The organism is Gordonia sp. PP30, from assembly GCF_023100845.1.
Lineage (GTDB): Bacteria > Actinomycetota > Actinomycetes > Mycobacteriales > Mycobacteriaceae > Gordonia.
The window spans coordinates 305,151-321,470 of the sequence record NZ_CP095864.1; the positions used below are offsets into that span (position 1 = coordinate 305,151).

The 16,320-nt window shown below is 71.0% G+C and carries 11 protein-coding genes and 1 other RNA gene; 8 read left to right on the forward strand and 4 right to left on the reverse strand.

Annotated features, from left to right (window positions below):
- Window positions 1–79: 79 nt before the first annotated feature.
- Both MYK68_RS01405 and MYK68_RS01410 read right to left on the reverse strand, forming a co-directional pair.
- Complete coding sequence (locus tag MYK68_RS01405; RefSeq protein ID WP_247865872.1) at window positions 80–2,584, reverse strand: LuxR C-terminal-related transcriptional regulator; 2,505 nt, start codon at window positions 2,582–2,584, stop codon at window positions 80–82.
- 51 nt (window positions 2,585–2,635) lie between these two features.
- Complete coding sequence (locus MYK68_RS01410) at window positions 2,636–4,813, reverse strand: LuxR C-terminal-related transcriptional regulator (RefSeq protein ID WP_247865874.1); 2,178 nt, start codon at window positions 4,811–4,813, stop codon at window positions 2,636–2,638.
- A 123-nt stretch (window positions 4,814–4,936) separates the two neighbouring features.
- Here MYK68_RS01410 and MYK68_RS01415 point away from each other — a divergent pair, with 123 nt between their 5' ends.
- Window positions 4,937–5,140, forward strand: a complete 204-nt coding sequence (locus MYK68_RS01415; RefSeq protein WP_349306151.1) for a hypothetical protein — start codon at window positions 4,937–4,939, stop codon at window positions 5,138–5,140.
- Window positions 5,141–5,244: 104 nt separating this feature from the next.
- Here the strand turns inward: MYK68_RS01415 and MYK68_RS01420 are convergent, their stop codons facing one another.
- Entirely contained in the window at window positions 5,245–6,192 is a 948-nt protein-coding gene (locus tag MYK68_RS01420) for a BsuBI/PstI family type II restriction endonuclease (protein ID WP_247865877.1), read from the reverse strand.
- Complete coding sequence (locus tag MYK68_RS01425) at window positions 6,189–8,000, reverse strand: Eco57I restriction-modification methylase domain-containing protein (protein ID WP_247865878.1); 1,812 nt, start codon at window positions 7,998–8,000, stop codon at window positions 6,189–6,191. The genes MYK68_RS01420 and MYK68_RS01425 overlap by 4 nt, the downstream gene beginning before the upstream one ends.
- Here MYK68_RS01425 and MYK68_RS01430 point away from each other — a divergent pair.
- The 7 genes from MYK68_RS01430 to MYK68_RS01460 all read left to right on the forward strand — a co-directional run bounded on the left by MYK68_RS01430 (window position 7,990) and on the right by MYK68_RS01460 (window position 16,318).
- Entirely contained in the window at window positions 7,990–8,376 is a 387-nt protein-coding gene (locus tag MYK68_RS01430; RefSeq protein ID WP_247868146.1) for a DUF1304 domain-containing protein, read from the forward strand. The genes MYK68_RS01425 and MYK68_RS01430 overlap by 11 nt on opposite strands.
- A 37-nt stretch (window positions 8,377–8,413) precedes the next feature.
- A complete protein-coding gene (locus MYK68_RS01435) occupies window positions 8,414–9,109 on the forward strand; it encodes a M24 family metallopeptidase (protein ID WP_247865880.1) in 696 nt (231 codons plus the stop codon).
- 114 nt (window positions 9,110–9,223) lie between these two features.
- Window positions 9,224–10,669 (forward strand): catalase, encoded by a 1,446-nt coding sequence (locus MYK68_RS01440; protein ID WP_247865882.1) that lies wholly within the window; start codon window positions 9,224–9,226, stop codon window positions 10,667–10,669.
- A gap of 102 nt (window positions 10,670–10,771) precedes the next feature.
- An RNA gene (gene ffs, locus MYK68_RS01445) (signal recognition particle sRNA small type) lies at window positions 10,772–10,866 on the forward strand.
- Window positions 10,867–10,903: 37 nt separating this feature from the next.
- Window positions 10,904–12,187 carry an aspartate aminotransferase type Ic gene (locus MYK68_RS01450; RefSeq protein WP_247865883.1) on the forward strand — a complete coding sequence of 428 codons (1,284 nt, stop codon included), beginning with the start codon at window positions 10,904–10,906 and terminating at the stop codon, window positions 12,185–12,187.
- A gap of 62 nt (window positions 12,188–12,249) precedes the next feature.
- On the forward strand, window positions 12,250–13,551 hold the full coding sequence (locus MYK68_RS01455; RefSeq protein ID WP_247865884.1) for a glycosyltransferase 87 family protein: 1,302 nt from the start codon (window positions 12,250–12,252) through the stop codon (window positions 13,549–13,551).
- A gap of 10 nt (window positions 13,552–13,561) precedes the next feature.
- Entirely contained in the window at window positions 13,562–16,318 is a 2,757-nt protein-coding gene (locus MYK68_RS01460; RefSeq protein ID WP_247865885.1) for a DNA polymerase III subunit gamma and tau, read from the forward strand.
- The last annotated feature ends 2 nt before the right edge of the window (window positions 16,319–16,320 follow it).

The following is a 16,320-nucleotide window of genomic DNA, read 5'->3' on the forward strand; positions in this document are numbered from 1 at the left end:
CCTCCTCAGGTGATCCCTTCACCGTGCCCAGCGGCAGCCCCGAGGTCTATGCATGTCCCTACCTGCCGTCGGTGCCCGACTACCTGTCCCGGCCCGCGGATCGGGTCCGCCAGAGTTCGGCGGCCGCACCGCGGGAGTGGGCACCGAGCTTGGCGCTCGCGCGCAGGACATGGCCCTCGACGGTGCGCGCGGATACCCCGAGCCGGGCCGCGATCTCCTGAGTCGACAGCGATTCGGCCACGAGTGCGAGGACCTCGGCCTCCCGGCCGGTCACGGCGGCCGGTCCACCCATCGGCAACGACTGGGCGGGCGAGTGCAGTGAGCCCAACTGCCAGACCAGACGATGCGCTGTCCGTACCGCGCTCTCTGCTGCGTGCTTCTCACCGGCGGAATGCAACAGGCACGCACCCTGGGCGGCGACGTCCGCCGCGAGCGGTAGGGCTCCGGCCGCCTCGTACTCGTCGGCGATCCGGGTGAGGGCGGCACCGTCGCCGAGGTGCCAGGCGTCGGCGTACCGGACCAGACGCGTGATCCGGGTCAACGCGTCGGGGGCGTCGCCGAGTTCACGCAGCTCGTCGGGGACGATCGCCTGTTCGCGGGTGCCGAATCGGACGGCGGTCTCGAGGAAGAGTGCGGCGACCAGAATCGCTTCCTGGGCCAGCGCCTGCCGGGCCGTGTCGTGGAGCAGGCCGACGGCTTCGGGAACACGGCCCGCGGCGACGAGCCGCCAGGCGGCCGTGGTGGTGCCGACCCCGAGGAGGACGTCGGTCCGCCCGGTGACGGGTGGATCGGCGGTTGTGTCACCCGGGTCCCCACGCTGCATCGCGGCGATCTGCAGCGTCGTCCCGTGCGCCAGCTGCAAACCCATCTGCTGGGTCAGGACGCTCGACGTGCCGTGCAGCGCGCGGGTCGCCGCCGTGTACCGGCCGGCCTCGACATAGGCGATGCCCGCGATGAGCCGGGCGATGGCCGACACCCGATCGACCGCGTCCGCATGACGTTCGACGAGGAGGTCGGCCGATTCGCATGCGCTGCGGGTCTCGCCGAGGAGCTGGGCGAGGACCACCTCGAGCCCGTCGGGGTACATCGTGAGCAGGGCATCGTCGACGGGCAGTGCCCGCGCCTCCGACAGGAGCGCCCGCACGGCGCCGACCTCGCCGCGCGCGGCGAGTGCGAGGCCGTGCACGATCGCCGACCACGCACCGAACCGCGGGTCGACGGCCGCCCGGGCGCGCACGAGTTCGGCGGCCTCCGGCGCGGGTGGCCCGAGTTCGGCGGGCCCGCCGCGGGACCACCGGCCCAGTTCCACCGCGACGGTCGCGGACGTGACCGTCGCCGGGGTGGGCGGCTCGGGGTCGGCGGCGCGGCGCTCGGTCAGATTCATCTCGTGGATCTCCGCCCAGCTGCCGGCCCGCGGCGCGGCCGATGCCGTCGCGTCCTCGGCGAGCCGTAGCGCCGTCCCGGGTTCGCCGATCGTCAACGCTGCCTGCGCACCCCGCCGGATGAGATCCGGATCCGGTGCCGCCGAGCGTGCACTCAGCTCGCCCGCGAGGACGAGGGCGGCGTCGCGGCCGGCGGTCGGCAGGGTGCAGTCGGCGATCGCGGCGGCGAGATGCGCGGACCGCTGCCCGGAAACGATCCGGGGTCCCTCGTCGCGCGCCCACGCGGCGAGGGTCGGCTCTCGCAGGCGGACGTGGCAGTCGTCGGCTTCGATCACCGCGAACTGTTCGCCGGCGATCAGATCGTCGATCGAGCAGAGGGACGCCACCGCCGCAGTGGGCACCCAGCCCTGCGTCGCCTCGTCCGCGATGCCGTCCGCCACCGACAGCACGTCGAGCACGCGGCGCACGCCGTCCGGCAGCCGCGAGATCCGGTCACCGACCTCCGCGCGCAGTTCGGGTGTCAGCCGCGGCCGTTCCGTCAGCACCGCGACACCGTGACGGTCGCGCCACCACCCGGCGGTGATCGACGCGTCGACGGTGCGGGCGAAGGCGGCTGCATCGCGGCCGGCCCAGCGCAGCAGGATCGCGACGGCGCGGGGTGACGGTTCGCGGCCGAGCGCGACCCGCAGGTACGACACGGCGTCGTCGAACGACAGGTCCCGCAATATCCGCGGCGGCACATGACCGTCTTTCCACAGCATGGTGATGGCGGTGGGCGCCGCCGACCCCGGACGAGCGGGTGCGCAGGCGAGGAAGACCGGCACGCCGTGGTGCACGGCGATCGCCTGGACGGCGGCCGCGGCGTCGTCGGACAGCAGATGGGCGTCGTCGACGACGACGGCGGCGCGCGCGTCCAGGACCCGGAGATACTCGGCCAGCGCGGCGCGCCACGACCGGCCGTCCGGTAGTTCGCCGACGACGTCGCCGATCACCCGATCGGCCCCGCCCGCGGCCGCGAGCAGTCGCACGACGGGACCGGGATGGGCGGACGCGAACTGATCGAGCACGGTCGTCTTGCCCGAGCGGGCGGCGCCGAGGATCACGCAGCCCCGGCTCAGGTCGGCGTCACCGTCCGCGCGTGCCAGGGCCTGCGCCCGTTGCAGATCGCGCAGTGTCGCCGCTGAAGCCGGCCGGGTCGTCACAGGGGACATGGTGGCGTATCCCGGGCCGGCCGTCCGCCGGATCGGCGGGATTCACCGGGATCCGGCGGCGTCGATCTTCTGGTGTGCCCGCACCAGGTAGGCACTCACCGAGGTGGGGAGGATCCCGAGGGCTTCGCCGACCGCGCGGCGGGTCCCGCCCAGGGCCGTCATGGCGAGGACCTCGGCTTCGCGGTCGGTGAGGACGGCGCCGGTGACGGCCACCCGGATGGCCGGTGAGGTGATGCCGTCGCAGGCCGCGACGAGGTCGTCGAGTCGACCGCGCAAGGCGTTCGCGGCGACCGAGTGGCCCGCGGCGCGGAGAGCGATCATGCCCTGCGCCAGCGCGTCGGCGGCGTGCGCGGACAGGCCGAGTCGCGCGTATCCCTCCGCGGCGCGGATCAGGGCGTCGCCGTCGCGCGACCGCAGGGCCACCGCTTGTGCGACGACCGTGCGCGCGGCGGGACCCTCGCACCGCAGCGCGGGGTCGGTGATCAGCTCGGCGGCGGCCCGGTCCCCGAACCGGACCGCCCAGGTGAGGGCGATGAAGGCGTCGGCGACGTGCCCGCCGTTCCGGGCGGTCCGGGCGGCCGACCGGAACAGTTGCCGGGGTCGCGTCGACTGTCCGCGGCACGCCGTCGCGAACGCCTCGCACAGGTGGAGTGCGGCCGCCGAGACCGCGTCTACGGCGGATGCTCGTGCTCGGGCGACGGCCCGCTCCACCGCGGTCGGGTCGCCGAGCATCATGCGCACCGCGGCCAGTTCGGCCGCCGCGGCGCAGGCGATACCCGTGCGGTCCTCCGCGGCGAGTTCCAGCGCGGCGTCGAGCCGCCGTCCTGCCTCGGCGAACGCGCCGCGGGCGATCTCGGGCAGTGCCGCGGTGAAGCACGAGTACGCGAGCACCAGATCGGGCTGCGGTGCCGGCCCGGATGGCGGCCGGGCGTCGGCGGCCGCCTCGTCGAGGCTGCCGAACGCGACATCGGCGGCCACCAGGGTGTGCCGCAGGGCGGCCTCGGTCAGCGGGCTCTCGGGGGTGCCGTCGGTGAGGGCCGCGCGCGCGAGGATCCGCGGACGACGACCCTCGCCCAGCCGGCGCAGGATCTCGGCCTCCGTGTACGCCGCGATCGCGGACGCGGGTCCGGTGGCGCGGAGCGACCGCGCACCGGTCAGCGCGTCGGCGAGACGGTCGTCGAGGAGGTCGCCGATGAGTGTCGCCGCGAGCCGCCCCTCGGCCGGCTCGCCCGCGGGCCAGTCGGCCAGGCGGGCCCGATGGAGGAGGTCGGCCGGCGATCGTCCGTCGCGGTCCAGTGCGTCGACCAGCCGCTCGGTGAGGCGGAGCAGGTGCAGCACGCCCAGCCGGCCGGCGATGACCGGGTCGGGCACACCGTGCGCTGAGCGGACGAGACCGCCGTCGACCGTCACCAGCCGTCCGGCGGCGGCGTCGACCGCGTCCGCGAGTCCGAGCGCGCCGAGCACCGGCAACGACAGCGGGCTGGCGACGGCGAGGAAACCGAGCAGGTCTCGCTCGGGCGCGGTGGCCGCCGCGAGAACCGCCGCGGCCAGGTACTCGAGTTCCGTCGCAGACCCGGGCGGGCGCTGCGCCGAGCTCGCCAGGTGCCGGACATGCCGCGGATTCCCGTCGGCCGCCCGGTGGATGCGCATCGCTTCGGCGAGGTCCGGCCGGTGGTGCCGGAGATCGCCGATCAGCGCGGCGGTCTCGTCCAGAGTCAGCGGTGGCACGTCGACGATCTGTGCGTCGGCCGTCCGCAGGGCGGCGTACAGCGCGGGGCCGAGGGCCTGACCGTTGCTCAGCGCGACGACGCGACCGGGCAGCCGCGGTATCAGCCCGGCCACGACGCGGGCGGAGGCGTCGTCGAGATGCTCGGCGCCGTCGACGACGAGGAGGGCGCCGGTGGCCTCGATCCGGGAGCACAGCGCGGCCGAGGCCATCGTCTCGGCGGGCCCGGACGGGACGGATCCGGGATCCGGGGACGACTCGACGCACGCCGAGACCGCGGCGAGCGGTGCGGCCGTGGACTTCTCGTCGCCCAGCACCCAGACGATGGGGCGCCGAACACTGCGGGCGAGCGCCCGAGCGAACTCCGTCTTGCCGATGCCGGCCGTACCGATGATCACCACCGGACGGCCGCGGGTGACGGCTCCGGCCGCGTCCGAGAGCAGCCGGGCGCGCGGTGGTGCCGTCCGCTCCGGGCTGGTCACGCCGGTCGCCATCGGCGTTCCTCTCGTCATCCGTGGACCCGATCCGCTCGGGTCCCTCGCGAGACGACGGCCGGGTGCCTTCTCGGTCTACGTGAGCCGGACCGCGTTGGCAACCGGCGCGCTAGTGTCGACGACATGCCACAGCCCGCGATCGACGAAGCGGCACGCGTCGCCGGTCTGCACGACGCGCAGACCAAGGCCGAACGGCTCTTCGACGAGATCGCCGCGCGCGGACTGATCCGCGCGGGAGTCGGGGAGCGGGCGGTGTCCGACGAGATCCGGGATCTCGCGAACGACATGGTCGGGCTCACCAAGCAGCACTGCGTTCTGAGCGGATAGCGACGACCGCCAGCACGATGGCCAGGCCAGCTGCGACCGCCGAAGCTGCATAGCTCGCCACCTGGGTCCGGGCAGGCTTCACAGTCGTCATGCTTCTGCGGTGGTCACTCGTACGGCCCCAGGAACCGTTCGCCGTTGAGGTGGATCATGTGGCTGGGGTCGTCGGCGAGCCAGACCTCGGTTTCCCAGGCCAGGTCGGCGAGGAACTTTCGCATGGTTGCACGGTCCGGGAAGCACGAGACGTAGACGAGTCCGGCGGTGCAGTCGGCGAATAAGGCCGCGAGTTCGTGATGGCGCTTGGCGTCGATCGGGCCGTGAGTGCTCGCGGCTTCCATGAGGAACAGCCAGTCCTTGCTCGGCTGGTAGACCACCAGGTCGGGGAGCTTGCCGTGGTGATCGACGGTGACTCCCAACTCGGCGAGGCGATCCTCGGCGAAATGTGCCAGCTTCGCGTCGGCATCGCCGACGTACAAGACCTCACCGCCGGGGACGTACTGGGCGCAGAAGTCGGTGATCATCGCCGCGATCAGCGGGTTCTGGCCGCCTGGGCTGAGCGTCAGCGGCGTGCCATCGGGCAGCGTCACCGGGATACGCTCCATGTTCCTCGCGGCGGCGAACATCTCCACCAGGCTCGGCTGCTTCACCAGGTACTCGGTCAGTGCGAGTACGAAGCCGTCGGTGCCGTAGAGCAGGATCACGTCCAGAGCCTCGTCGCTGATCCGGTAGTTGTTGTCCTTGGAGTTGACGGGACGCGCCGGGTCGTCGGCGTTGAGGACCGCGAATCCCGCTTGGATGAACTGGTGGAGCGTCTGCCGACGGATCGTCTCTCGGGTGTTCGGCTTGTAGTCCATTCCCCAGTGCTGCCGGATTCGCTCCATGATCTCGAAGGTCGGCAGCGCGTCCTGTCGAGCGGCGGACCACGGGCTCTCGGGTGTCATGCCCAGCATGGCGAGCAGGACGCGGGCGGCGCGCTCGTTGCACCGTCCCTTGTCGAATCCGAAGGACCGCAGTAGGTCTCGCGCTTCCTCGATCCGGAGGTCGATCGCGCTCACGCGGCGGTCTCCTGCTCAGCGGCGATCACGGCGGCCACGAGACGGTCGATGGTGCCGGTGTCGGGGAGTTCGGTACGTCCCGCGCCCAAGTCCCGCAGTACCGTTGCTGTCGGCCAGCGCATCCCGCGCAGGTCAGTCGCATTCACCTGGGTATGCCCGGAGAAGGTCCGGAAGTAGCGGTCCACCGGCTCGGAGTTGAGCCAGACCGCCAGACCCATCGCCAAGTCTGCGTCGAGGCCCTTGCCGTTGACGTGGAAGTAGTTGAGCTTGTTGTCGAACGCGACCGGTCCCTCACCCTGCTCGGCGGGACTCCACACACTCGCGACCAGGCGGCGCGTCTCTTCCTTCGCCGAGAACCGCTTGACGAGCGTGTAAATGCCCTCGGGGACCAACCACCGCCGATCCTCGGCGCAGGTGACCGAGAACCACTGCGGCTTGCCGGTCTTCTTCGGATGCGTGAGGACGCCGTGAGAGATGTTGGCGGGGTACACCATCGGGTAGTGCTCGTCGTACGGCACGGCGAGCAGTTGGTCACGGCTGCGGAAGTCGACGACCCGCCCGGTGCTGACCCTGATCCCGAGGTCCGCCAGGGAACAGGGCAACGCCGACATCTGTGCCACGAGGTCCGCGTCCTCTGGGCTGGAGGGGATGCGGACGTACAGTTGCCGGTCACCGGGGTGGATGATCTCGGTGTAGTCGACCTCTCGGTGGCTGACCGCATCGCGGTGGTCACGTGAGATCGAGAGGGTCGCGGTGGCCAGGGGCTGGTCGGTCCGGGTCATCGAGTAGATGATCGTCTCTTGCAGTACGCCTGAGTCGGCGAACACCGAGTTGCGGGAGTCGAAGATGTGGATGGTGTCGAACGCGGTCTGCGGCAGCAGCCATTGGCGGAACTTGGCGAAATAGGTGCCGTTCGTGAACGACCTCGGCGTGATCGCCACCAGTTGTCCACCGGGGCGCAGTGCCGCGACCGACAGGGCGATGAACGCGGCGTAAATGTTGGGGCAGTCCACGGTTTGCCGGGCTGTCGCGAGGCGATCCGGCGACTTGGCCGGGAGCTTCGCGTACGGCGGATTCTGGATCACGGCGTCGAAGGGATCGAACCCCTCAGCGGTGTCGATGTAACTACCCTCGATGACCGTTGCGGTGAACTCGACTCCGGCGTCTACGGCCGCGCGTTCGCACTCGGTGACGGTCTCGCGGAGCGCGGGGAGCATGGCCGAGTCGGCTTCGACCACGGTCACGTTGAGATGAAGGTCAGTTGCTTCCGCCAGGACCCGGGCCACCACGGCGGCGGTCAGCGCACCGGAGCCAGCGCCAGGATCGAGCAGACGGTAGGTGCCGGTCGAGGGGAGGCGGAGCATCCCGGCCATGAACTCGGCAGTGTGAGCGTTGGTGAGATGCTGCCCGAGTCGCGCCTGCGCCTGCGGGTTCAGCTCCGACTGAATTTCAAGCCGTCGGGCCTCTACACGGTCGAGGAGTGCTGGGGATTCGCTCACGGGTTCACGATAGCCCGCTCCTGTGACAGTCCTCGGCAAAGCGACGACGGCCCGCAGACACCGGGGACGTGACGCTGAGCCGGCCCAGGTTCCTCTCAGGTTCGGGTGGTCAACTCCGCCGAGTACGTCTTCGAGCCTGCTGCCATGAGATTCATCCTCCCTTGGGACGAACCCTCCGGAAATCCCGGGACGGATCACAGCCCTCAGGGTTTCGAGTCCCCTGTCCTCCGTCTCTCGAGTCCTCCGCCTCTCGAGCCCAGTGCCCTCGTTATACGCGATGATGTCGCCCATGACCTTTCTGATCGTCATCGGCTATGTCCTGGCCGCGCTCGCCGCCGGACTGCACGTCTTCATCTTCTATCTGGAATCGATCGCGTGGGAGGGGCCGCAGGCGCGGAAGGTCTTCGGCACCACGGCGGAGGAAGCGGCGTCGACCAAGTCGCTGGCCTTCAACCAGGGTTTCTACAACCTGTTCCTGGCACTCGCGGTGTTCGCCGGCATCATCGTCGCCGGGTGCGGTGAGCAGGCGATCGGCGCGACGCTGGTGTTCACCGGCGTCGGATCGATGGCGGCCGCGGCGGCGGCACTGTTCCTGTCGTCCGCCGAACACAGAGGTGCGGCGATCCGGCAGGGCGGGCTTCCGTTGCTGGCGCTGATCGTGCTCGCCGTCGGGCTCGCGCTGTAGGGCTCGCGCTCGACGGTCCGGCGACTAGCCTGAAGACATGTCCTCGCCCACCGACGAAGCGGCACGCGTCGCCGGTCTGCACGACGCGCAGGCCAAGGCCGAACGGCTCTTCGACGAGATCGCCGCGCGCGGACTGATCCGCGCGGGAGTCGGGGAGCGGGCGGTGTCCGACGAGATCCGGGATCTCGCGAACGACATGTTCGGGCTCACCAAGCACTGGCACAAGCGGATCGTCCGCGCCGGCCCCAACACGCTGAACACCGCGCGGGAGAATCCGCCGGACCGTGTCATCGCCGCCGACGACATCGCGTTCGCGGACTTCGGGCCGATCTTCGAGGACTGGGAGGCCGATTTCGGCCGCACCTATGTCCTCGGCGACGACCCGGTGAAGCTCGCGATCCGCCGCGACCTCCCCGTCCTGTGGCGGCGCGCCCGCGACCACTTCCACACGACCCCGGACATCACCGGCCAGGAACTGTTCGACTACGTCGTCGCGATCAGCGAGGACGCCGGATGGCACTTCGGCGGTGCCATCGCGGGCCACTTCGTCGGTGAGTTCCCACACGAGAAGATCGACGGCCGCGAGATCGACAGTTACGTGGCGCCCGGCTCACACCTCCCGATGCGGCGGCTCGACACGCAGGGCCGCGTCTGCCACTGGATCCTCGAGGTCCACCTCGTCGACCCGACTCGCTCGTTCGGCGGCTTCCACGAAGAGCTCCTCGACATCTGATTTCGCACTTCTGCCGGACTCCGCCGCCGCGCGTAGGGTGCGATGCAGGGGGCCTGCCGGCTCCGGGTCCTCTCCACAGCCCCGTCAGAGCCGACCATCGGGAGGTGGCCAGCCATGTCGGAACGTCCGTTCACGACCAATGACGCCGGAGCGCCCGCGGGCAGCGACGAGTATTCGCTCACCGTCGGGCCGAGCGGTCCGATCGTCTTGCACGACCACTATCTGATCGAGCAGATGGCGCAGTTCAACCGGGAACGCATCCCGGAACGCCAGCCGCACGCGAAGGGCAGCGGTGCCTTCGGCACCTTCGAGACCACGCACGACGTCTCCGCGTTCACCTGCGCGGACTTCCTCCAGCCCGGCCGGAAGACCGAGATGGTGGCGCGGTTCTCGTCGGTCGCGGGCGAGCGGGGGAGTCCCGACACCTGGCGCGACCCGCGTGGCTTCGCCCTGAAGTTCTACACCGACCAGGGCAACTACGACATGGTCGGCAACAACACGCCGGTCTTCTTCATCCGGGATCCGCTGAAGTTCCAGCACTTCATCCGGTCGCAGAAGCGCCGCGCCGACAACAACCTCCGCGATCACGACATGCAGTGGGATTTCTGGACGCTCTCGCCGGAGAGCGCGCACCAGGTGACCTGGCTGATGGGTGATCGTGGCACCCCGTCCACGTGGCGGCACATGAACGGGTACAGCTCGCACACCTACCTGTGGGTCAACGCGGACGGCGTCAAGCATTGGGTCAAGTACCACTTCAAGACCGACCAGGGCGTCGAATGTCTCACCGACGACGAGGCCGCGAAGTTCACGATGACCGATCCCGACCACTACACGCGGGATCTGTTCGAGTCGATCGCGGCCGGGGATCATCCGAGCTGGACGCTGCACGTGCAGCTGATGCCGTTCGACGACGCGAAGACGTACCGGTTCAACCCGTTCGACCTGACCAAGGTGTGGCCGCACGGCGACTATCCGCTGGTCGAGGTCGGCCGGATGACGCTGCACACCAACCCGGTGGACCATCACACGCAGATCGAGCAGGCCGCGTTCGCGCCGAGCGACGTGGTGCCCGGGATCGGCTTCAGCCCGGACAAGATGCTCCTGGGCCGCGTCTTCTCCTATCCGGACGCCCACCGCGCCCGGATCGGCGCCAACTACCAGCAGATCCCGGTGAACCGGCCGCGCAGCGAGGTGCACTCCTACTCCAAGGACGGTGCGATGCGGATCGACCCGGTGCACGACCCGGTGTACGCCCCCAACTCGAAGGGCGGCCCGGTCGCGGACTATCCGGGCCGCGCGGAACCGCAGTGGGCCGCCGACGGCGAGATCCTGCGCAGCGCCTACGAACCTCACCGCGACGACGATGACTGGGGTCAGGCCGGAACGCTGGTCCGGGACGTGCTCGACGACGCCGCTCGCGAACGACTGGTGTCGAACACGGCGGGCCATCTCCTCGCCGGGGTGACCGAGCCGGTCCTGGCCCGCGCCTTCGAGTACTGGAAGAACATCGACGCGGACCTCGGTGCGCGCATCGAGGCCGCCGTGCGGGCCGGCTGAGCCCGCCGTGGTCCGAATGGCCGGCCGTACACGTCGGCCGGCCGTTCGACCATTGCAGCGATGGTCGATTCAGCGCGCATGCCATCACCCGCTACACTGGTCGACGGATCCCGCGCGGCGTGCATCCTGTGAACTCCCCCAGGGCCGGAAGGCAGCAAGGGTCAACGGGCTCTCTCGGGTGCGCGGGGTCCTCTAATCTTTCATGACCGCCAGGTATGCCGAAGAGGTTCCGCGTTGAACTTTCACTCGATGAGTGCTGACCAGCTGCGCGACACCCAGGCGGACCTGCGGAAGCGGTACGAGGCGCTCTGCGCGGCCGGGCTCAAGCTCGATCTCACGCGCGGCAAGCCGGCCCCGGATCAGCTCGACCTCTCCGAACCGCTCCTGTCGCTCCCGGGCGAGGGCAACCACGTGAGTCCGGACGGCACCGACTGCCGCAACTACGGCGGCAACGTCGGCCTGCCGGGCATCCGCGAGATCTTCGGTGAGCTGCTGGGCACCGGCACCGACCGGATCGTCGCCCAGAACAACGCGAGCCTGCAGATCATGCACGACCTCACGGTCTTCGCGCTGCTCACCGGCACTCCGGATTCGGAGCGGCCGTGGTCCGCCGAGCCCGGCCCGGTCAAGTTCCTGTGCCCGGTCCCCGGGTACGACAGGCACTTCTCGATCACCCAGACCTACGGCATCGAGATGATCAACGTCCCGATGAACCCGGACGGGCCCGACGTCGACGCGTGTGCGGCGCTGGTCGCCGTGGACCCGTCGATCAAGGGCATGTGGGTGGTCCCCACCTACTCCAACCCGACCGGCTACACCGTCAGCGAGGACGTCGCCCGTCGTCTGGTCGCGATGCCGACGGCCGCGCCGGACTTCCGCATCTACTGGGACAACGCCTACGCGGTGCACACCCTGCTCGACGAGGCGCCGCGGCCGCTGCCGATCCTCGACCTCGCCGCCGAGGCGGGTCACCCGAACCGCGTCTACGTCTTCGGCTCCACCAGCAAGATCACCTTCGCCGGGGCCGGCGTGTCGTTCTTCGGGTCGTCGAAGGCCAATCTGGACTGGTACCTGGGCCACGCGACCATCGCCACGATCGGCCCGGACAAGCTGAATCAGCTCCGCCACCTGCAATTCCTGCGCGACGCCGACGGTGTCCGCGCCCACATGGCCCGTCACCGGGAACTGCTCGCGCCCAAGTTCAAGCTCGTGCTCGACATCCTCGAGGACCGGCTCGCCGAGGCCAAGATCGCCGGCTGGACCGAGCCCGAGGGCGGCTACTTCATCAGCCTCGACGTGATCGACGGCACCGCGACCCGGACCGTGCAGCTGGCGAAGGACGCCGGTATCGCGCTGACCGGCGCCGGCGCCACGTTCCCGTACAAGAACGACCCGGACGACAAGAACATCCGCCTCGCGCCGACGTTCCCGCCGATCGACGAGCTGGCGACGGCGATGGACGGCGTCGCGACCTGCGCGCTGCTGGCCGCCACGGAGAAGCTGCTCGACGAGGCCTGATCGCGGCCCGCGCCGCGCGGGGCAGGCCGGAGTGATGTGGGGGTGAGTGGTCGGGAGGACCGGTGAAGCTCGAGAGGTCGACGCCGCTGCTGGTGCTCTTCGGGATCCTCGCCGCGCTGGCGATCTGGGCGCAGAACGCGATCATCCCGTTCACCACCCCGCGCTGGGGCCTGTTCGACTACCAGCTCGACCTCGATGTCTACCGCGCCGGCGCGCGGGCCGTGCTCGACGGTGAGCCCCTCTACCGGGTCAAACTCCTCGGCCAGATGGATTACACCTACGCGCCGATCTCGATCCCGTTCCTGATCCCGTTCGCGTGGATGTCGGCGCAGGCCGCGCACACCGTCTGGGTGATCGGCATCTTCGCCGCGCTCTACGGGGTCATCATGCTCGGCTTCCGCAGCCTCGGACACCGGTCGACGTGGCGGTTGCGCGGTATCGCGGCGAGCCTGGTGATCATCTCGACGCTGCTGGAACCGGTGCGCAGCACCATCTGGTTCGGGCAGATCAACGTCTTCCTGATGCTCCTCATCCTCTGGGATCTGCTGCGCGACGAGAAATCGGTGCTCCGCGGCGCCGGCACCGGCCTGGCGGCCGGGATCAAGCTGACCCCGCTCCTCTTCGCCGTCTACCTGGTGGCGATCCGGCAGTGGAAGGCCGCGGCGACGCTGGCCGGCGGCTTCGCGGCGACCATCGCCGTCGGCTTCGCGGTCCTGCCGCGCGACTCGTGGGACTACTGGACGGGCACACTGTTCGACGCCGACCGCGTCGCCGCCCCGCAGACCACCGGGAACCAGTCGATCCGCGGTGCGCTGGCCAATCTGGGGCACACCGACACCCCGAGCACTCTCGCCTGGCTGGTCCTGGCCGGGCTGGTCGCGCTCCTCGGCCTCGGGGCGGCCGTCCTCGCGCACCGGCACGGGCAGGAACTCCTCGCGCTCAGCCTGGTCGGCATGACCTCCTGCGCCGTGTCGCCGGTCGCCTGGGGCCATCACTGGGTCTGGCTGCTGCCGTTGCTGATCGTCGCACTCCACCTGCTGCTCACCCTGCCCGGCGTGCTGGCCCGGGGACTGGTCGGCGCCGGGATCGTCGGCGGCTTCCTGCTGGCCTTTCCGTGGCGCCGGTACATCTCGCACGCGATCTGGTACGTCAACGAAAGCGTGCCGGACGCGCAGCTGACGGGCCTGTTCATGCGGCCCCGCGGGCACTGGTACTGGTGCTTCACGGTGCAGCCGTACAACCTGATCCTGGTGGCGGTCGCGGTCGCGGTGATCGTCGTCTACGGTCTGCGCGACCGGTCGTGGCGGGTGCCCGGCCGGGGCCGAGCACAGCCGTCCGACGACGCTGTCGGACCCCGCCGGTAGGGTTGCGGACGTGGCACTCTATCGCACTTACCGGCCCGGAACCTTCGCCGAAGTCGTCGGGCAGGAGCATGTCACCGATCCGTTGAGCCGCGCGCTCGACAGCGGTCGTATCAACCACGCCTACCTCTTCTCCGGGCCGCGCGGCTGCGGTAAGACGTCGTCGGCCCGTATCCTGGCCCGCTCGCTGAACTGCGAGCAGGGCCCCACGTCGACGCCGTGCGGGGTGTGCGCGTCGTGCGTGGCGCTGGCCCCGGGCGGTCCGGGCAACCTCGACGTCGTGGAACTCGACGCGGCCAGCCACGGTGGCGTCGACGACACCCGCGAGTTGCGCGATCGCGCCTTCTACGCGCCCGCCGAATCCCGCTACCGGGTGTTCATCGTGGACGAGGCGCACATGGTGACCCCGGCGGGCTTCAACGCGCTGCTGAAGATCGTGGAGGAGCCGCCGGAGCACCTCATCTTCATCTTCGCGACCACCGAGCCGGAGAAGGTGCTCACCACCATCCGCTCGCGTACGCACCACTACCCGTTCCGGCTGCTGGCCCCGCCCGTGATGCGCGGCCTGCTCGAGGGGATCTGTCAGCGCGAGGGTGCCGTCGTCGCCTCCGAGGTGTTTCCCTTGGTCATCCGGGCCGGTGGCGGCTCACCGCGTGACTCGCTCTCGATCCTCGACCAGCTGCTGGCCGGCGCCGGACCGGAGGGTGTCACCTACGATCGCGCGCTGGCGCTGCTCGGCGTCACCGACGTCGCGCTGATCGACGGCGCCGTCGACGCCCTCGCCGCCGGCGACGGTTCCGCGCTGTTCGGGGTCGTCGAGCAGGTCGTGGACGCGGGGCACGACCCGCGCCGCTTCGCCATCGACCTGCTCGACCGGTTCCGCGACCTGCTGCTGCTCCAGGCGGTGCCCGACGCCGCCGAGCGCGGCCTGGTCGAGGCCCCCGCCGATCAGGTGACCCGGATGCGGTCGGTGATCGACTACCTGGGCCTGGCCACGCTGACCCGGTACGCGGAGGTCGCGCACGCGGCGCTCGGCGAGATGCGCGGCACCACCTCGCCGCGGCTGCTGCTGGAGGTGATGTGCGCGCGCCTGCTGCTGCCCGCCGCTTCGGCCGACGACGCCGCGCTCCTGCAGCGCGTCGAGACCCTGGAACGACGCCCCGGCGCGGCCCCCTCGGCCGCCGCCCCCGTCCCTGCGCCCCCCGCGGCCCCGGCGCCTCCCGCCGACGGGCCCCCGTCGCGCTTCGTGCGCCCCTCCCAGCGCCGCCCCGCCGACGCCGCCCCGGCGCCGTCCGAGCCGACGCCCGCCGACCCGACTCCCACCCCGCCGGCTGAGCCGACGCCCACCCCGCGAGCTGAGTCGACTCCCGCGCCGGCTGAGCCGACTCCCACTCCGCGAGCTGAGTCGACTCCCACCTCGCCGGCTGAGCCGACTCTTACCCCGCCGGTCGAGCCGAATCCCGCCCCGCCGGTTGAGCCGACCCCGACCCCGCCGGTTGAGCCGACCCCGACCCCGCCGGTCGAGTCGACTCCTGCCCCGCCGGCTGAGCCCTTCGACTCCGCTCAGGAACCACCGGTCAAGCCGCTAGGCGCAGACCGTGTCGAAGCCCGCTCTTCTGTGGAGCGTGTTCCTTCGGGTGAGGGCGACGTTTCGACTCGTTCCTCGGCTAGCGCCTCGGACCGGCTCAACGGGCGGGATGAACTCGCCGGGCCGGCCTCGTCGTCACCGGCTGAGTCGACTCCCGCCCCGCCGGTCGAGTCGACTCCTGGCCCGCCGGCTGAGCCCTTCGACTCCGCTCAGGAACCACCGGTCAAGCCGCTAGGCGCAGACCGTGTCGAAGCCACCCCCCGGTCGGCCGCGCCGGATTCCGGAGCGCGAACTCCGGCACCGTCCGACCCCTACGACGACATTCCGCCGCCCGAGGAGCCCTTCTACGACGCGCCGCCGGAAGGCGTCGTGGTGCCCCGGCGCCCCGCGTCGGCTCCGCGCCCCGCGCCTGCGACGAGTCCCGCACCGGCGGCGCAGTCCACACCGGCGACGCAATCCACGCCGGCACCGCGGTCCGCGTCGACCTCGGCACCGGCGGCGCAGTCCGCACCGGCCCCGGCACCCCAGGCCGCACCGGCGCCGCAGCCCGCGCCCCAGCCCGAGCCGGAACCCGCACCGACGACCCCCGCCCTCACCGTGGAGACCGTCAGTGCGCGCTGGGCCGACATCCGGTCCGCCATCCGGGAACGACCGGCGGGCAAGGTCCTCGAATCGATGCTGTCCGCCGCCACCGTGCAGTCGGTGGGCGACGGCGTCGCGGTGCTCGGCCATCCCAACCCGCCGCTGGTCGGGCGGCTCTCCGAGCCGGCCCGGCTGCAGATGTTCGGCGAGGTGTTCTCGGCGGTCTTCGGCGGTCAGTGGCAGGTTCAGGTGATTCACGCGCAGGGCGGCCCGGCCCAGGCCACCGCGCCCGCACAGCGCGGTCCGCAGCAGGCGCAACGGCAGCCTCCCCGGCAGACCTTCAGCCGGCCGAGCCGCTCCGAGTCGGGTGGGCGGCGCCGCGGCGACGACGTGCCGCCGCCTCCGGAACCGCCGTCCGAGCCCGAGGAGCCCTGGCCGGCCGAGCCGGTCCCGGACGAGGAACTGAGCGATTCCGAGCGCGCCGAGATGGTCGCCTCGGCCCATTCCGGCACCCCGGATCCTCGCCTGGACCCGGATCAGGTGGCCCTGGAACTGCTCAAGAACGAACTCGGCGCCCGCCCGGTCATCGACGGAAGCTGACC

Coding starts and splice junctions, on each gene's coding strand:
- MYK68_RS01410 (WP_247865874.1), bottom strand. CDS start 4,813: ATGGCGACCGGCGTGACCAGCCCGGAGCGGACGGCACCACCGCGCGCC.
- MYK68_RS01415 (WP_349306151.1), top strand. CDS start 4,937: ATGCCACAGCCCGCGATCGACGAAGCGGCACGCGTCGCCGGTCTGCAC.
- MYK68_RS01425 (WP_247865878.1), bottom strand. CDS start 8,000: ATGACGATCAGAAAGGTCATGGGCGACATCATCGCGTATAACGAGGGC.
- MYK68_RS01435 (WP_247865880.1), top strand. CDS start 8,414: ATGTCCTCGCCCACCGACGAAGCGGCACGCGTCGCCGGTCTGCACGAC.
- MYK68_RS01440 (WP_247865882.1), top strand. CDS start 9,224: ATGTCGGAACGTCCGTTCACGACCAATGACGCCGGAGCGCCCGCGGGC.